Genomic DNA, 15,915 nt, shown 5'->3' with positions numbered 1-15,915 from the left:
GGGTGTGGTTCGACTTCGAACACAAGATATAGTAAAATCGGAGAAATTTGACTATATTTGAGGAAACGGGAATTGAAGGTTTTTTTTAGATGATTTTTACTGTCAAAAAGCGCGACGGCCGCGAGATGCCGTTCAACATCGAGAAGATTGCAGACGCCGTAATCAAGGCTTTTAGAGCCTCTGGCGAATTGGATGAACAGATTAAGGCTTCACAAGCCCAGATGAATTTGCTTGGAAGTGATGACCTTTTGACGAACGTCGCTCTCAAGGTTGCTGCCGAAGCTGTAGGCCATCTCGAAGCCGAAAATAAGACCAAGCCGGACATCGAAGAAATCCAGGATGCTGTTGAAAAGGCTTTGACCGAAGGCGGTTACGCCGATACCGCCAAGAGCTATATCTTGTATCGTGCCGAACGTACTCGCGTACGTGAAGTCAACACCCGCCTCATGCAGACGCTTCATGACATTACGTTCAGCTCTGCCAAGGAATCCGACCTCAAGCGCGAAAACGCCAATATCGATGGCGATACCGCCATGGGCACCATGCTCAAGTACGGTTCTGAATCCGCTAAGCACTTCTACACGATGATGATGCTCAAGCCGGAACACAGCCGCGCCCACATGGATGGTGACATTCACATCCATGACCTCGACTTCTATTCTCTTACGATGACCTGCTGCCAGATTGACCTCATTAAGTTGTTCAAGAACGGCTTCAACACGGGTCACGGTCACTTGCGTGAACCGAAGGATATCCGCAGCTACGCCGCTTTGGCCGCTATCGCCATTCAGAGTAACCAGAACGACCAGCACGGTGGACAGTCCGTGCCGAACTTCGATTACGCCATGGCAAACGGTGTGCGCATCACGTATCGCAAGGCTTACCTTTCGAACATGGTCAAGGCTCTCATGCTCTTGACGGGCAAGACCGAAGAAGAAATCCAGCCGGTGGTGAAAAAGCTCCACGGCGAAATGGCTGAAATGGGCATGGTGGCAACGCTCGTGCCGAATGAAAAGTTCCAGACAACTGAAGCCCACGAACTTTCCAAAACTTATGACGCCGAAACGGTAAAGAACGCCCAGAAGTTTGCCGAAAAGATGGCTTACGAAGAAACCGACAAGGCAACGTTCCAGGCAATGGAAGCTTTTGTCCACAACTTGAACTCCATGCACAGCCGCGCTGGTGCCCAGACACCGTTCTCTAGCATCAACTATGGTATGTGCACGGAACCGGAAGCCCGCATGGTCATGAAGAACTTGCTCCTCACGACCGAAGAAGGCCTCGGCGGTGGTGAAACGGCTATCTTCCCGATCCAGATTTTCCGCGTCAAGGACGGCATCAACCTCAATCCGGGCGAACCGAACTACGACTTGTTCAAGCTCGCCTGCCGCGTGAGTGCCAAGCGCCTGTTCCCGAACTTTAGCTTCCAGGACGCTCCGTATAACCTGCAGTACTACAAGCCGGGTCATCCGGAAACCGAAATTTCGTACATGGGCTGCCGTACCCGCGTGATTGGCAACCATTACGACCCGAGCCGCGAAATCTCTTACGGCCGTGGCAACTTGAGCTTTACCTCGATTAACCTCCCGCGTATTGCTATCAAGATGAAGTCCGTGGACCTGTTCTTCAAGGAACTCGACCGCATGCTTCAGCTCGTGAGCGACCAGCTCATGGAACGCTTTGCTGTGCAGAGCCGCCGCAAGGTCAAGAACTTCCCGTTCCTCATGGGACAGGGCGTGTGGATCGATTCCGACAAGCTCGGCTGGGAAGATACCGTGGGCGAAGTCATCAAGCACGGTACGCTCTCCATTGGCTTTATCGGCCTTGCTGAAACATTGGTGATGCTCACGGGCAAGCACCATGGCGAATCCGAAGCTTCCCAGGAACTCGGCCTCAAGATTATCGGCCACATGCGCGAATTCTGCGACAAGGAATCCGAACGCCTTGGCCTCAACTTCAGCTTGCTTGCAACACCGGCTGAAGGCCTCTCTGGCCGCTTTGTGCGCATGGACAAGAAGAAGTTTGGCATTATCCCGGGCGTTACCGACCGCGATTACTACACCAACTCTTTCCATGTGCCGGTCTACTACAAGATTTCTGCTTTCAAGAAGCTCTCGCTCGAAGCCCCGTACCATGCGCTCACCAACGCAGGCCACATCAGCTACATCGAACTTGATGGCGACCCGACGCAGAACTTGGACGCTTTCGAAAAGATTGTGAAGCACATGGCAAAGGTGGGTATCGGTTATGGTTCTATCAACCATCCGGTGGACCGCGACCCGGTTTGCGGATTTGTGGGTGTGATTGGCGATGTTTGCCCGCGTTGCGGACGTAGCGAAGGCCATGCGATTTCGTGCGAAAAGCTCGAAGAACTTAGAAAGAAATTCCCAGGAATGCCCGCATTCAGAGGGATTAGATGATTTTACAAGGAGTGCAAAAAATGTCTGAAAAAGAAATGTCTCAGTATGGTGAAGGTGTCGGATTCGAACGCATCCGCCGCATTACAGGTTACCTTGTCGGTACAGTCGACCGCTTCAACAATGCCAAGCGCGCTGAAGTCAACGATCGCGTAAAGCACGGCGTATAAGATGGATGAATATCCTCCACTGCGGATTGCAGGGATTGAGCCCGAATCATTCGTGGACGGTCCCGGAATCCGCCTGACTGTGTTTACCCAGGGCTGTCACCACAACTGCCCGGGTTGCCAGAATCCGCAGACTCATGATTTTGAGGGCGGACACTTTATCGAGCGCGAAGCGATCATCACGATGATCAAGGAAAATCCGCTGCTCGATGGTGTGACGTTTAGCGGAGGCGATCCGATGGACCAGGCGGCGGCTCTTATTCCGCTTGCCCGCGAAATCAAGGAACGCGGTCTCAATCTCGTGATTTTCACGGGATACACGTACGAACAGCTGATGAAGCTTACGCCCGAAAAGCCGGAGCTCTTTGAACTGCTCACGTTCGCGGACATTCTCATCGACGGTCCGTTTGTCATGGCGAAAAAGTCCCTGGATATCAAGTTCAGAGGTTCTTGGAACCAGCGCATTATCGATGTGCAAAAAAGCCTTGTCGAAGGTCATGTGGTCATCCACCAGATTCAACTGGACGAGATGGCGGAACACCCCGACAGGGAATACAATACATAAGGGTTAAGTGGTTGAAGCCATATTACTTTGAAAATGTCATGCCGGCCATAGTGCCGGCATTGCTATTTTTAGGCTTAATTCTTCAACGCTGTAATCGGCACTACGAATACTCCGTCAGGACGCTTGTAGGCGGCGTTGCTCATTCCGCAAATGACGCAGAGATTGGATGGGGGAATTCCTGCTGGATCATTGGAAATATCGTTCTGTATATCTAATAAGTTGCGTGCTGCTTCATCAATCTGATTTGCTCCGAGCTTTATTTCAAAAGCGTTCCAGCTACCATCGGGCATCTCAATAACGGAGTCTATTTCCTTGTTTGCGTAGTCTTGGTAATGGTATAGTTTTCCTCCGAAGGATTTTGCGTAGATATCCAAGTCGCGTTCGCAAAGTGATTCGAAAAGAAAGCCTAGAGTGTTCAGATCATTTAAAAGTTTGCTAGGTGTCGCTCCCAATAGTGCTACTGCAAGTGAAGGGTCGGCGAGGTGTCGTTTTTCGGCTTGCTTGACTCTAAGCTTGGAGCGTATTTTTGTGCAGAATGGAGGCTGGTTCTCGACAAGAAAGAGTCTTTTTAAAACATCAAGGTAGCTTGCTATTGTATCCGAGTCGATGTCGTCATCATCGATTTCTTTGATGTCGTTCTTCAATATTTTGTTTGTTGCTGTGGTTGATTCGTTTCTGGCAAGAGATCTGAGTAACAACGTCATCTTGCTTTTGTTTCGTTTGATTCCGTCAAGACGATCCATATCGTCGTCGATAATGGCTTCAAGATAGGCTTTAGGAATGGCCATGGATTGTTCCGTAGAAAGTCCAAGATTGCCTGGCCATCCACCGCGAACCACGAGTTCTATCAAGTCGTTTAATTGGACGTCTCCCGTCATGACTGGTTCGATTTTGCCGTTGCAAATGTCCAGTAACGAAACCTTTCCGCTAGAGGCTCCTGATTCGTATAGCGACATTGGCCGCATGCGAATTTTGGCGATTCGTCCGGCTCCGCTGTGCAGAACTCCTTTACGCGACGGTGTAGATGAACCTGTCAGGATAAATTGACCCTTGAGCGCACGATGATCAACTTCGTAACGAACGGCGTCCCATACTGACGGAACTTCCTGCCATTCATCGATGAGTCGAGGTGTATCTCCGCTTAAAATCAGTTTTGGGTCGAGCTCCGCAAGTTGTCGGTTCTGGAAATTGCCACTTGGGTCGCCTAGTTCGATTTTGCTGTTGGCGTGATAATCGGAAGTCCAGGTTTTGCCGCACCATTTGGGACCTTCGATGCATACGGCTCCGAAGGTTGAAAGGGCGTTTTCTATTTGGTTATCGACGATTCTTGGCTTGTAATTTGACGATTTCATACCCCTTAAAATATATAATCGGTATGATTTTGTCAATATATTCGGTGTAATTTGCTATTTTCATTCGGTTCGATTTAATGTTTTTAATCGGTATGATTTTGGATTTTTATTCGGTCTGATTTTGTAGAAATACGAAATTTGATCGGAATAGGGGTTAATTGTTAAGGAAAAACTCCAACGGAGCATTGGAGTTTTTCGGAAGGGGATGAATGCCGAACATTTTCTTGATTATATTTACCTCATGGTTATGAATATGTTTGGGAAGATAGTTTTGGCTGCGGCAGCTGTGTCGTCAGCTATGGTGGCATCGGCGTTTGCGGCGGGTAAGGTCGCTTGCGTTGGCAATAGTATCACGTATGGTTACGGGATTGAGTCTTGGCCTGACCAAACGAGCTACCCGCATCATTTGCAGGGGATGCTGCGCGGCGATGTGCCGAGCGATACGGTCGAGAATTTTGGCGTGAGCGGACTTACGGTCCGCAAGGACGATCAGGCTTCGTATTGGAAGGGTTACCGCTTTGCGCCGGCGATAGAATTCGCTGCAGATACGGTTATCATCGAGCTGGGAACGAACGATTCGAAATCGTACACGACTTGGAATACTCCGGCGCAGGATGCTGCGGTGGACTCTGCGATTACGGCGGATTTTGAGGCGTTGATTGACACGTTCCAGGTGAAGTCGAAACCGCATATTTTTATTTGCTTGGCACCTTATGTGAACAACGTAGAATGGAATATTCTTGATACGGCGGTCGTGAATCGCGTGAACCCTGCGATTTTGCGTGCTGGGCTCGAAAAGGGCGTGAACGTGATTGACTTGCATTCTCGTTTTAGCGCCCTTGAACATCCGAGTTGGTATTTGGAAGATATGGTGCATCCGTCTGTCGAGGGCGCAAAGCATTTGGCAGAAATTGTGTATGCCCATTTGCAGATGGATACATTGCAGGTAACGCAGGAAGGCTCGTTGCTCAAGGCTCCGAAGGGCTTTGGTTATCAGTGGTACAAGGACGGAAAACTGCTTGATGGCGAAACTCGTGAAACGCTTGAGGTTTCGGAAGTGGGCGAGTACAAGGTTTCTGTGAAAGTGGATGAGAATACGCTTTCGCGAATTGTGACTGCTCCGTTGAAAGTCGAAAAGACGACCGCCTTGAAGCCGGGGGCTCGTGTCGCTCACGATAATTCAGCGGGAGTCGCGAACATGGCTAAATCGGCGCGACGTTTTGACGCTCAAGGCCGCGCTCTGAAAGCTCGCGGACCATCGCACCAGAAAATCTATATCAAACGCTAAAACTGAAAAGGGAACGACCGGAGTCGTTCCCTGCGTGTTTGAGAGATGGACCTGTTCCCGTAGCATCGCTAGAGCTTGTTTTGGTGTGGGGCTTTTATAGCTCAATCCGATGCTAGAGCAAAATTCCTTTTTTTATAAAGATAGATGCGTGTGCCCTAAAAGTCGAGGGAAAACAGGTGCCTCGGGAACAAAGCGTCCTCGGTAGACAACGATTTTGATGCTGTTTTTGGGGCATTTTTACCGAATATCGGCTTTACAATATATTTTTAGAGTATGAAATCCAGTGCAGAAAAATTGCAGCCTGAAGAGCGTCTCGGTTCAATCCCTCCGAAGCGCATGTCGGTTTTTGAATTTGATGATTACCGCGCTTATTTGCGGCACTATTTTGAGTGTGCGCAAGCCTTGAACCGCCGTTATTCGCTGCGGAGTTTTTCGGACAAGCTTGGATTTTCGTCCAAGGATTTTATTTCGCGCGTGATGAAGGGCGAAAAGAGCCTCACTCCGGCGAGCATTGCAAAAATTGTCGGTGGATTGCAATTCGATGAAAGCGAGGCTGCGTATTTCGAGGCGATGGTGCTGTTCTGCCAGGCGTCCAACGACGACGAGCGTGAAAATTACAAGAAGCGCATGGAAGAAATCACGGCGACTTACCGTTTCACGCAGCAGATGCTTTTGACTCGCGCATACCAGTATGAAGTTTATTCGCACTGGTACTATTCCGCAATCCGCTCGATTATCGGGATGATTGGTTTTGATGGCGATTACGATGCTCTCGGGGCGCGCTTGATGCCGCCGATTTCTGGAGAGCAGGCGCGGCAGGCGGTGGATTTGCTGGAACGAGTCGGGCTGATCAAGAAGGACGCCAAGGGCAACTGGATTTTGAACAATCCGGCGATTAGCACAGGCGACAAGGTCATCCAGCAGGCGTTTATCAATTACCACAAGGAATTTATTGATTTGGCGAAGGAGTCCATCTCGACGATTCCCGGCAGCGAACGCAACCTCAGCAGTGTGACTCTTGGCATTTCGGAGGGTTCTTACAAGAAAATTGTCAAGTGCATCAATGAGTTCCGCAAAAAAATTTCTATGATTGCTAATGAGGACGAGGACGGTGGCCGCGTTTTCCAGATGAATATCCAGATTTTCCCGTTGTCCAAGTGAGGATGCAATGAAACGAAATACTCGATTGGCTAAATCGGCGGTTTCTGCATTGTTCGCGTTGCAGGCGTTGCTTGCAATGGTTTTCCTCGTATCTTGCTCCGACAATAAGGTGGCGGGCGGGAACAGTTCCGAAGTTGGTTCCCCGGAATTGATGGGCACGCTTGCGTTTATGGACGGTTCGCAAGTTTCCGCGAAAGTTGCGTCTTACGCCCGAGTTTACTGCGTCCCGGCGGATTTCGATCCTGCAAAAGAAGATAGCACGTCGTACTACACAACGACTGCGGATTCGATGGGGCATTTTGCATTTGATAGCTTGCCTGAGGGTGTTTACAACTTGGAAGCGTTTTATGAAGTGCCGGATGGAAAGTCTTTTGCACTTCGTGAGTCGGGTCTGAAAATTGCGACAGATTCTGTGCAATCTGTTGATTTGAAAATGAATCAAAGCCGCAATATTAAGGTCTATTTGCCTGAATCCAAGGACTCGCTGGCGAGTGTTTCTATCGTAGGCTCAACGTACAAGGCGACTGCAAAAATTGCTGAGGATGACGTTGGGGCGTATGCGATTTTTACCAATGTGCCGGCATCGTACTATGATTCGGTACAAGTGAGTACTTCGGAGGGCTCTAATAGCATCAAGGCTGTTTATGTTGGTGGGCCGGAGGCTGTTCCGACGCTTTTTTATGATGAGTCGGTTCGCACTTTGGAAATCCCGCTCAACACGGCGGCGACGGGTATTGACTTGCACGATACCATCGAAGGATTCCCGCTGTATGTCCGTTTGAGTGACTTGAATGCAGATGACCGTGAATCGCTTGTCAAGAATATTTCTGCACTTAAAGTTTATTTGGAGCCTGCTTCGGACTGGACAACATTCAAGGTCGTTTATGACAAGGATTCTCTCCCGATGGGGTTGTGGGTTCGCTTGTCGACGCTTTACCCGCAACGCGAAACGCAGAAGCTCGTTTTCGCGTGGAATGCTGGGGTTGCGGAGGTGCCGGGTGCCGCAGATCCGTTCTCTTATACGGATGGCTTTGTCGCTGCATGGAACTTTGATGAACGTGAATTCCCGGATTCATCAGTCTTGACTTCTGGCGATAATCCGTTCAAGGGACGCGTCACTGATGTTTCTACTGGCGATGGAATTATTGGTGGAGCATTTGTATTTAACGGTAAATCTTCTGTTATTGAAGTTCTGGAATCCGCAGACTATTCGGGCTTTGCGTTAAAGGATACCTCTAGCTTTACATCATCGTTCTGGGTGAATGTTGAAGATACTTCGACATCTCGATTCATCTGGAGCAAGTCCGAAGCGGAATACCACTTCAAGTATCAGGCTGGTGATAGCGACCGTTCGAGCTGGATGTACAAGGAACTCGATGAATCGGATTTGGGTCATTGGTATGAGGCGAGCATCGCGATTGCGCCGGAAACCGATTACAAGCAGTGGGTGCATTTTACGGTCGTCAAGTCGGGCGATTCAACGGCGATTTTCAGGAATGGCAAACTTGAAGATGTTTTGATTAGCCGCAACAATACGGATGATAAGCGAACGTCTGATGGTCCGTTTGTCATTGGCGCCCGCAAGCAGTCCAGCGGAAAGGTGGACCGTGTTTTCAAGGGTTCGCTTGATGAACTTTACTTTATGAATAAGGCGAAAGGTTCTGAATGGGCGAGACTCATTTACTTGAACCAAAAGCCAACTGGCTACTGGCCGAAATAGATTTGGTCGTTAGTCATTAGTTATTAGTCAATAGTGATGAGAATCGTCGAATGCTCGTGCTGAAATGCCCGCGCATTTTGAAACTAACCCAACTTCTCGGTGAGGCGTGTGTAGCGTCTTGTGCTGCGGTTGTTGCGCACGGCTTGGTAGAATGCTCCTGGTGCAGACAAAATCCACACATGGCCTTTCGCACGCGTGATGGCGGTGTAGATGAGGTTCCTTTGCAGCATAATGCTGTGGCTCGAATCTAGTACGACGATGACGGCGGGGTATTCGCTACCCTGGCTCTTGTGGATAGTGCAGGCGTACGCAAGGATAAGTTCATCGGCTTCATCGGGCTCGTAATCGACAGTCTTGTCATCGTAAAAGACCGTGATTTTTTTCGTGTCTTTCCCGATTTTGTAGATGATGCCGACGTCTCCGTTGAACACGTTCTTGTCGTAGTTGTTGCGGATTTGCATCACGCGGTCGCCAGTACTCCAGTTGCCGCTCGCGATTTTGATGCGTTCCTTGTCGGGGTTCAGGAGGTCTTGCAAAAAGTTATTTAGCTCGTAAATGCCGAGCGGTCCTTTGCGCATCGGCGTGAGGAGCTGCATTTCTTGCGTATCGACGTCGATTTTTTCCTTAATGCCGCGAGTGATGAGGCGGGCGATGATGTCTTTAGCTTCATCGGCCGACTCGTAGGGCAAAAAGTGGAAATTCGTGCCTTCGATGGGCGAGGGGCTAATGCCCTGATTGATTTTCGATGCTTTGTCGGCGATGTCGTTTCCGCCGGCCTGGCGGAAAATGTGCTGAAGGCGGGTGCTCGGAATCTTGGGGCAACGCAACAAGTCGTTCAGCACATTGCCAGCTCCCACGCTGGGGAGCTGGTCGGCATCGCCCACGAGAACGATACGCGCATTGAGTGGCGTTGCTTCGAGGAGCGAGGCGGCAAGCCACGTATCGACCATACTGAATTCATCGACAATGAGCAAATTGCATTGAAGCTTGTTGTCGCCATCGCGATGGAACTTGCCCGAAATCGGGTCTACTTCGAGCAAACGATGGATTGTGCGGGCTTTTTCGCCACAGCATTCGCCCATGCGCTTGGCTGCGCGCCCTGTCGGGGCCGTGAGGCTTACGCACTCTTCCATTTGGCGGGCGAGGTACAGAATCCCCTTGAGGATTGTTGTCTTACCTGTGCCGGGGCCACCGGTGATGATGGAAATCTTTCGCGAGAGCGCCATTTGGATTGCGCGTTTTTGGATCGGGTCAAAGCTGAACTTGTGTTCGCGTTCCCACTGCGCAAGGTTGTTTTCAAAGTTGTCTATTGGCAGTTCGTTGTAGCGCAAACGGAGCTTGATGTTGTCTGCGATGCGCTGCTCGGCATTGTAAAGCGGCGGAAAATAGCAGTCGTCGCCTTCGCGCGTGATGCGCCCAGAATCGCTTGCCTTTTCGAATTCGTCGAGGAGCGTGTTGATGGCGCCTTCGTCGTCCTGCATCAAACGCAAGTTGCGGAATGTGCGTTCCAGGAGCACGTTCTTCGGCAAAAACACATGTCCATCGCTCACAGACGCTTCTTGCAATGTGTAAAGCAATGCCGCCTGGAAGCGCTTGGGGCTGTCTTTCGGGAATCCGACTTTCTGCGCGATTTCGTCGGCCTTCAAAAATCCGATGCCCCAGACTTCTTCGCAGAGCATGTACGGGTTTTGCGTAATGCGTTCAATCGTCGCTTGTCCGAACTTGTTCCAAAGGCGCTTTGCCACGCTGCCGACAATTTCGTGCTTGTACAAAAACAGCATCGTTTCGCGGCTGTGACGCGCTTCTTGCCAACGTGCCAAAAAAGCTTCCACCTTGCGGGCGGGGAAGCCTTTGATTTTTACTTCGCGGAACTTGTCCGGATTGTTGTCGAGAATGTCAGCGGTTGCATCGCCAAAAGCTTCCACAATGCGTTCGGCAATCTTTTGCCCCACGCCCGGAAATTGTCCACTCGCCAAGTATTCAAGGATGTCGTTATCGTCTGTAGCGAGGTATTCAAAAGAAGTCGCCTGGAACTGCTTCCCGTATTTCGGATGCGAACCCCAGTCGCCCTCTACTACAATCGTTTCGCCGGCCTGCAAAGCAGGGAATGTCCCTGTGACGACAACGACCTTCTTGCTTTCGATATCGTTCAGGCGCATCACGGTAAAGCCATTTTGCTGGCTATGGAACGTGATGCTTTTGATTGAACCTTTAACTTGCACGAATTTTGCGGCGTTTGTATTTGCGGCGCTTGATTACTGAGCCTTCGGAATTTTACCTTCGTCCAGTTCCGGTCTCCAAACATCGGCATCGAAATCAGGCATCTTGGTAAGCTCCTTGCCACGAACGCAGAGGAAGAATCCGAGAATAGCAGCGTCATGGAGTGCGATCACAAGAGCGGTCTTGTAGTCGAGACCAAAGCCGAGCGGAGCGCCCTTGAGGTTTTCCGGGCTCACCCAGAGGATGTAATCAGCCGTAATGAACGTCATGAACATGCACGGGATAAGCGCAATCCAGAAGTTCTTCTTTTTACTGCGGAGATAAACGGTTGCCACGCAGAGGCTGCAAACGGCCATGAGCTGGTTGCTCCAGCTGAAGTAGTTCCACAAGATATTGAAACCTTCGGGGTTCAAGTTGCTCCAGAAGATAATCACAGCGCAGAGAGCGAACATCGGAATCGTGAGAATCAAACGGTTACGCACGGAGGTCTGTTCAAGGCCCGTAAGTTCAGCAATCGTAAGGCGGAGGCTGCGGAGGCTTGTGTCGCCACTTGTAATAGCAAGGATAATTACGCCCACGACCACGAGGATCGAAATCGGAGCCCAAGGAATCACGGTCGAAACGAGAACGCTCAAAACCTTCACGCCCGAAGCGCCTGTCAAAAGTTCCGGCATCTGGTGATAAATGAACATGCCACCTGCGGCCCAAATCATACCAATCAAACCTTCAATAATCATCATGCCGTAGAACGTCTGGCGACCGGTCTTTTCGGTCACTTCCGTACGGGCAACGAGCGGGCTTTGTGTGCTGTGAAAACCGCTGATGATGCCGCAAGCAATCGTCACGAAGAGCATCGGGATGATCGGCTGGCCAGCCGGATGCTTATGGAAGTTGCTCATGATGTCTGCAAAGCAGAATTCATCGAGGACGTTCAAGTTCGGGACGATGCCCACGAAAATAGCGAGGGAGGCGAGAATCAGGAGGGCGCCAAAAACCGGGTAGATGCGGCCGATAATCTTGTCAATCGGGAAGAAGGTGCTGATGAAGTAGTAGGCAAAAATGACGGCGACGGCAATCCAGAAAAGAGTCGGCGAAACGTGGCTGCCTGCGAGAATCGGCGTATTCACGAGTGCTGCCGGAGTGTTGGTGAACACGGCGCCAACGAGAATGAGCGCGACCGAGATAAGTGTCATCACAAGCTTTGCCGGACCCTTGCCCAAGAACTTACGGGAGAGTGCCGGAACGTTGTAACCGTTGTTGCGCATGCTGATCATGCCGCTGAAGTAGTCGTGCACAGCACCGCCGAGCACGTTTCCGAGCGGGAGCAAGATGAACACGATGGCGCCAAACTTGATGCCAAGAATCACGCCGATCACAGGGCCAATGCCTGCAATGTTCAAAAGCTGAATGAGAACGTTTTTCCAGTGCGGCATCGGGACTCGGTCAACGCCATCCGGGTTTGCGAGTGCCGGAGTCTTGCGGTCGTCTGGTCCGAACACGCGTTCGACGAACTTGCCGTAGGTGAAATATCCAAGGATGAGGATTGCAACACCGATTAGGAATGTTATCATTTTTTGTGCCTTCTTTAGTTTTTAATTAAAACTGAACCATTGCGTTGATCGATATGGCTATATAAGTTTGCCAGAAGTAGCTGATATCGACATCGTCAAATTCTACAGTTCCGCTATTTTTAGTGTGGACCGCCTTGTACCAGTTCTCATAAATGCGCAAGGAAGGGGACAGGCAGAAAAAGTCTGTTATATAATAGCGCATGTACGAGATGATGCCTACACCGGAACCCATCAATTCGGAATCAAAAAATCCCTTGATGCTTGTCACGTTGTTTTCGGCCTTTAAGCTAGAAAATGAATATCCGAGACCGACACCCACCTGGAAAAAGTCAGGATAGAAAAAGTTGTAGCTTGCTTCGAATCCGAATCTGTAATAACGGACGTCCTGCTCGTTTAAATCTTCGGGGAGGTTTGCAATTTTTCCCTCATAAGACCAGTATTGGAACGAAAGCCCAAATGTGAATTCGCGGATGTTGACACCTAGATTGTAGTCCGGGGCAATAAAAATCTTCGATATTGGAAGGTTGACCGTTTCTTCATCGCCGTCCTTGTCGATGATTTTCATATCACGCTTGAACAAATCACCACGGTTAGCAATGACGTTAAAGCCAATGCTTGCAAAATAAGAACGCGGCCAGTAGCTGAAATCGCTGTCGTCGGGTTGCGCAAAAACAGCCGAACATACCAAAGCGATTGCCAACAAAATTTTTCTCATTTTTCCTCCAAAATAATTAGTGCCCTTAAAAATAGAATTTTAAGGGCAACCTGTTGCAAATAGTTATGTTTTGCAGGGTTTATTCGGCATATTTGAACATGGCGTCGATGCACTTCTTGGCCTTCACGCGCACGCCTTCGTCGAGCGAGATGTGTTCTGCCTTTTCGGGGTGGCGGAGTGCTTCCAGAATGTTTTCGAGTGAGTTCGACTTCATGTATTTGCACATGCAGCAGCTACCGATAAAGTTCATGTCCGGATGTTCGTAGTGCATACGGGCATTGAGGCCGCATTCCGTGAGGAGCAAAATGCAGCTGTCTTTGGGCTGCTGGTTGATGTAGCTCACCATCTGGCCTGTGCTTCCGACGTAGTCACTAAGCATGGCGACAGACGGGTTGCATTCCGGGTGGCTAATCACCTTGAGATTCGGGTTTTGGCTACGGAAGAACTGGATTAAATCCGGGTCGTAGTTTTCGTGAACGTAGCAGCAGCCGTTATAGAGCTTGATGTCCTTCTTGACACCGCGACGCTTCATTTCGTCGATGATGTTCTGGCCCATGAGAGCATCCGGAACAAAGAAAATCTTGTCGGACGGAATCGTTTCGACGATGTGCATCACGTTACCGCTAGTCACGCAGACATCGCAGGCGGCCTTCACGTCGGCAGTCGTGTTGATGTAGCAGACAAACGTGTAGTCCGGATTCTGCTTGCGGAGTTCTTCGACATCCTTGCCGGTAATGGAATCGGCGAGGCTGCAACCCGTGAGCGGGCCCGGGATAATCACATCCTTTTGCGGGTTCAAAATCTTGGCGGTTTCGCCCATGAAACGCACGGCAGAGAAGAGAATGGTCTTTTGCTGGACGGTGGTGGCGTCCTTGCTGAGCTTAAAGCTATCGCCAGTGAAGTCGGCAACGCCCAAAAGAATTTCAGGAGCGCAGTAGCTGTGGGCGAGGATAACGGTATCCTGTTCTTTCTTGAGCTCGTTGATTTCGTTGATGAGCGGGAGCATCTTTTCCACTTTTTCCATGGTGTAGGTGCAAAGGGCTGCGCCCGGCTTGACGGACTTGAGACGATTGTAAAGTTCTTCTGCTGTCATTGTGTTACCTAGATTATTGCCTAGTTAAAAGATAGTAAATTAATACCCGGCCCATTCAGCGCTGATGGAGGGGCTTGCCTTGCGGATGTTCGATTCTTCGGGAGTCTCTTCCTTGCGGGCGATGTCGCCACTTGCAATCCGTTCCTTAATTTCGTCGAACGTCTTGGGTGGCACGGAATCGGGGGAGTTGTCGCCGAGCACTTTGCAGGGGGCGGCTTCGGATTCTTTTGCCTTGTCCTTGACGGGTGTGTATTCGCGGAGGGCGGGGACGCTGTAGAACTTGTCTTCTTCGGGGCACCAGGCGGTGAGTGCCTTGCCGTAGACGCAACCGGAATCGAGACCGATAAATCCAGGAATGTTCACGAAGCCCATCTTGGCCCAATGTCCAAAGATGACGAGCTTGTTCCACTTGACCTGTTCAAACCAGGGTTTGTCATTCCAGTAGCGGATGGAAAGGAGCACTTCGGGGCTCATGTCTTCGAGACGCGTCTTGCCCGGTTCTAGGCCTGCGTGCACGAGGAGGGCGTGCGGCGTGTCGCGCCAGAGCGGCCAGTTCTTCACGGTATCGCGGATGTAAACCCATTCGTCAAGCGAAAGCGCCTTGAAGCGCTTCTTCTGCTTTTCGGTCCAGTTGCTCTTGGGCGTTTCCATCATGCGGATGAGATGTTCTTCGTGGTTTCCGCGGACGGTTAGAATGCCGAGTTCCTCGACAATGCGCATGGCACGCATCATGTCGGGACCTTTGTTGATGATATCGCCGGTCTGGTAAATGGTATCGCTACCGCGCACAAAGCCGAATTGGTCGATAATCGCAGAGAGTTCGTCTGCGCAACCATGAACATCACCGATATATAAAGTACGTTTCATGGATCGCCTACAAGTGCACGGCCTGTCGCAATTTGTTCAATTCGTTGGGCGTGAGTTCGCGGAATTCGCCTGCGGGCAAGTCGCCGAGCTGAATTTGGCAGTAGCTTACGCGCTTGAGGTCGCGGATTTCGTAACCGATGGCACGCATCATGCGGCGGATTTCACGGTTTTTGCCTTCGATAAGCACAAGTTCTGCAAATCCGTTTTCGAGGTAGACGTCTGTGGCGAATGCAATTTCTTCCTGGGCGTCCGGATCTTCCGGGTCGCGGATGTCCACGCCATCGACCAAGCGCTGGGCGGCAGATTCGCTGAGCGGGCGAGTGGTCCACACGTAGTAGCTGCGCGGCACTTCAAAACTCGGGTGCGTGAGGCGGTAAAGCAATTCGCCGTCGTCGGTGAAAAGCAAGAGACCGCGGCTTTGCAAGTCAAGTCGTCCAACGTACTTGAAATTATGGTATCCCGGTGGCAAGTAATCGTAAACCGTGCGGCGGCCCTGCGGGTCGTCCTTGGTGCAAACACAACCAGCCGGCTTGTGGAGCATGATGACTTTTGTTTTCTTGTTTGTCGGGAGCTTCAGCAACTTTCCGTCAACCGTCACCTGGTCCTTGGTTTCGTCCACTTGATGGCCGAGGTCAGAGATTGTTTCTCCGTTTACCTGTACGCGACCGTCGGCGACGAGTTCGTCTGCGGCACGGCGGCTAGCAAAACCACTGAGAGAAATGTACTTGTTTATACGCATAATCTTTTTGCTCTGTCATCCTGGAGCCTCGTAGAGGCGA

13 protein-coding genes are annotated in these 15,915 nt (G+C 50.6%); 6 read left to right on the top strand and 7 right to left on the bottom strand.

The window, feature by feature from the left end:
* The first annotated feature begins 89 nt into the window (after positions 1–89).
* The 3 genes from B7982_RS09995 to nrdG are packed head-to-tail and all read left to right on the top strand — an operon-like array spanning position 90 to position 3,149.
* Complete coding sequence (locus B7982_RS09995) at positions 90–2,420, top strand: anaerobic ribonucleoside triphosphate reductase (RefSeq protein ID WP_088660609.1); 2,331 nt, start codon at positions 90–92, stop codon at positions 2,418–2,420.
* On the top strand, positions 2,417–2,587 hold the full coding sequence (gene nrdD / locus B7982_RS15150) for an anaerobic ribonucleoside-triphosphate reductase (protein WP_073423359.1): 171 nt from the start codon (positions 2,417–2,419) through the stop codon (positions 2,585–2,587). The genes B7982_RS09995 and nrdD overlap by 4 nt, the downstream gene beginning before the upstream one ends.
* A gap of 1 nt (position 2,588) precedes the next feature.
* A complete protein-coding gene (nrdG, locus tag B7982_RS09990; protein ID WP_014546808.1) occupies positions 2,589–3,149 on the top strand; it encodes an anaerobic ribonucleoside-triphosphate reductase activating protein in 561 nt (186 codons plus the stop codon).
* A gap of 74 nt (positions 3,150–3,223) precedes the next feature.
* Here nrdG and B7982_RS09985 read toward each other — a convergent pair whose 3' ends face one another.
* On the bottom strand, positions 3,224–4,501 hold the full coding sequence (locus B7982_RS09985; RefSeq protein WP_088630748.1) for an ATP-binding protein: 1,278 nt from the start codon (positions 4,499–4,501) through the stop codon (positions 3,224–3,226).
* Between the two features lie 247 nt (positions 4,502–4,748).
* On the opposite strand from B7982_RS09985, the gene B7982_RS09980 reads away from it, so the two are divergent.
* The 3 genes from B7982_RS09980 to B7982_RS09970 all read left to right on the top strand — a co-directional run bounded on the left by B7982_RS09980 (position 4,749) and on the right by B7982_RS09970 (position 8,670).
* A complete protein-coding gene (locus tag B7982_RS09980) occupies positions 4,749–5,789 on the top strand; it encodes a GDSL-type esterase/lipase family protein (protein WP_233138485.1) in 1,041 nt (346 codons plus the stop codon).
* Positions 5,790–6,062: 273 nt separating this feature from the next.
* Positions 6,063–6,950: a TIGR02147 family protein gene (locus tag B7982_RS09975; protein ID WP_088660608.1), complete on the top strand. Its 888-nt coding sequence runs from the start codon at positions 6,063–6,065 to the stop codon at positions 6,948–6,950.
* A 7-nt stretch (positions 6,951–6,957) separates the two neighbouring features.
* The gene (locus tag B7982_RS09970) at positions 6,958–8,670 is read left to right on the top strand and encodes a LamG-like jellyroll fold domain-containing protein (protein ID WP_088660607.1); all 1,713 of its coding nucleotides are present in this window, start codon (positions 6,958–6,960) and stop codon (positions 8,668–8,670) included.
* A gap of 83 nt (positions 8,671–8,753) precedes the next feature.
* On the opposite strand, the gene B7982_RS09965 is transcribed toward B7982_RS09970, so the two are convergent.
* From B7982_RS09965 to B7982_RS09940, 6 genes are all read right to left on the bottom strand, one after another.
* The gene (locus tag B7982_RS09965) at positions 8,754–10,892 is read right to left on the bottom strand and encodes an ATP-dependent RecD-like DNA helicase (protein ID WP_088660606.1); all 2,139 of its coding nucleotides are present in this window, start codon (positions 10,890–10,892) and stop codon (positions 8,754–8,756) included.
* Between the two features lie 33 nt (positions 10,893–10,925).
* Positions 10,926–12,461 carry a carbon starvation protein A gene (locus B7982_RS09960; RefSeq protein WP_088660605.1) on the bottom strand — a complete coding sequence of 512 codons (1,536 nt, stop codon included), beginning with the start codon at positions 12,459–12,461 and terminating at the stop codon, positions 10,926–10,928.
* A 25-nt stretch (positions 12,462–12,486) separates the two neighbouring features.
* Positions 12,487–13,176, bottom strand: a complete 690-nt coding sequence (locus B7982_RS09955; protein ID WP_088660604.1) for a hypothetical protein — start codon at positions 13,174–13,176, stop codon at positions 12,487–12,489.
* Between the two features lie 79 nt (positions 13,177–13,255).
* The gene (gene nadA, locus B7982_RS09950; RefSeq protein WP_088630741.1) at positions 13,256–14,269 is read right to left on the bottom strand and encodes a quinolinate synthase NadA; all 1,014 of its coding nucleotides are present in this window, start codon (positions 14,267–14,269) and stop codon (positions 13,256–13,258) included.
* 39 nt (positions 14,270–14,308) lie between these two features.
* Positions 14,309–15,136, bottom strand: a complete 828-nt coding sequence (locus B7982_RS09945; protein ID WP_088660603.1) for a metallophosphoesterase — start codon at positions 15,134–15,136, stop codon at positions 14,309–14,311.
* Between the two features lie 7 nt (positions 15,137–15,143).
* Positions 15,144–15,875: a pseudouridine synthase gene (locus B7982_RS09940; protein WP_074207883.1), complete on the bottom strand. Its 732-nt coding sequence runs from the start codon at positions 15,873–15,875 to the stop codon at positions 15,144–15,146.
* Positions 15,876–15,915: the final 40 nt, after the last annotated feature.

Origin of the sequence: Fibrobacter sp. UWB2, from assembly GCF_002210425.1 — a bacterium.
Classification (GTDB): Bacteria; Fibrobacterota; Fibrobacteria; order Fibrobacterales; family Fibrobacteraceae; genus Fibrobacter; species Fibrobacter elongatus.
This window is presented reverse-complemented; position numbering and strand designations above follow the sequence as displayed.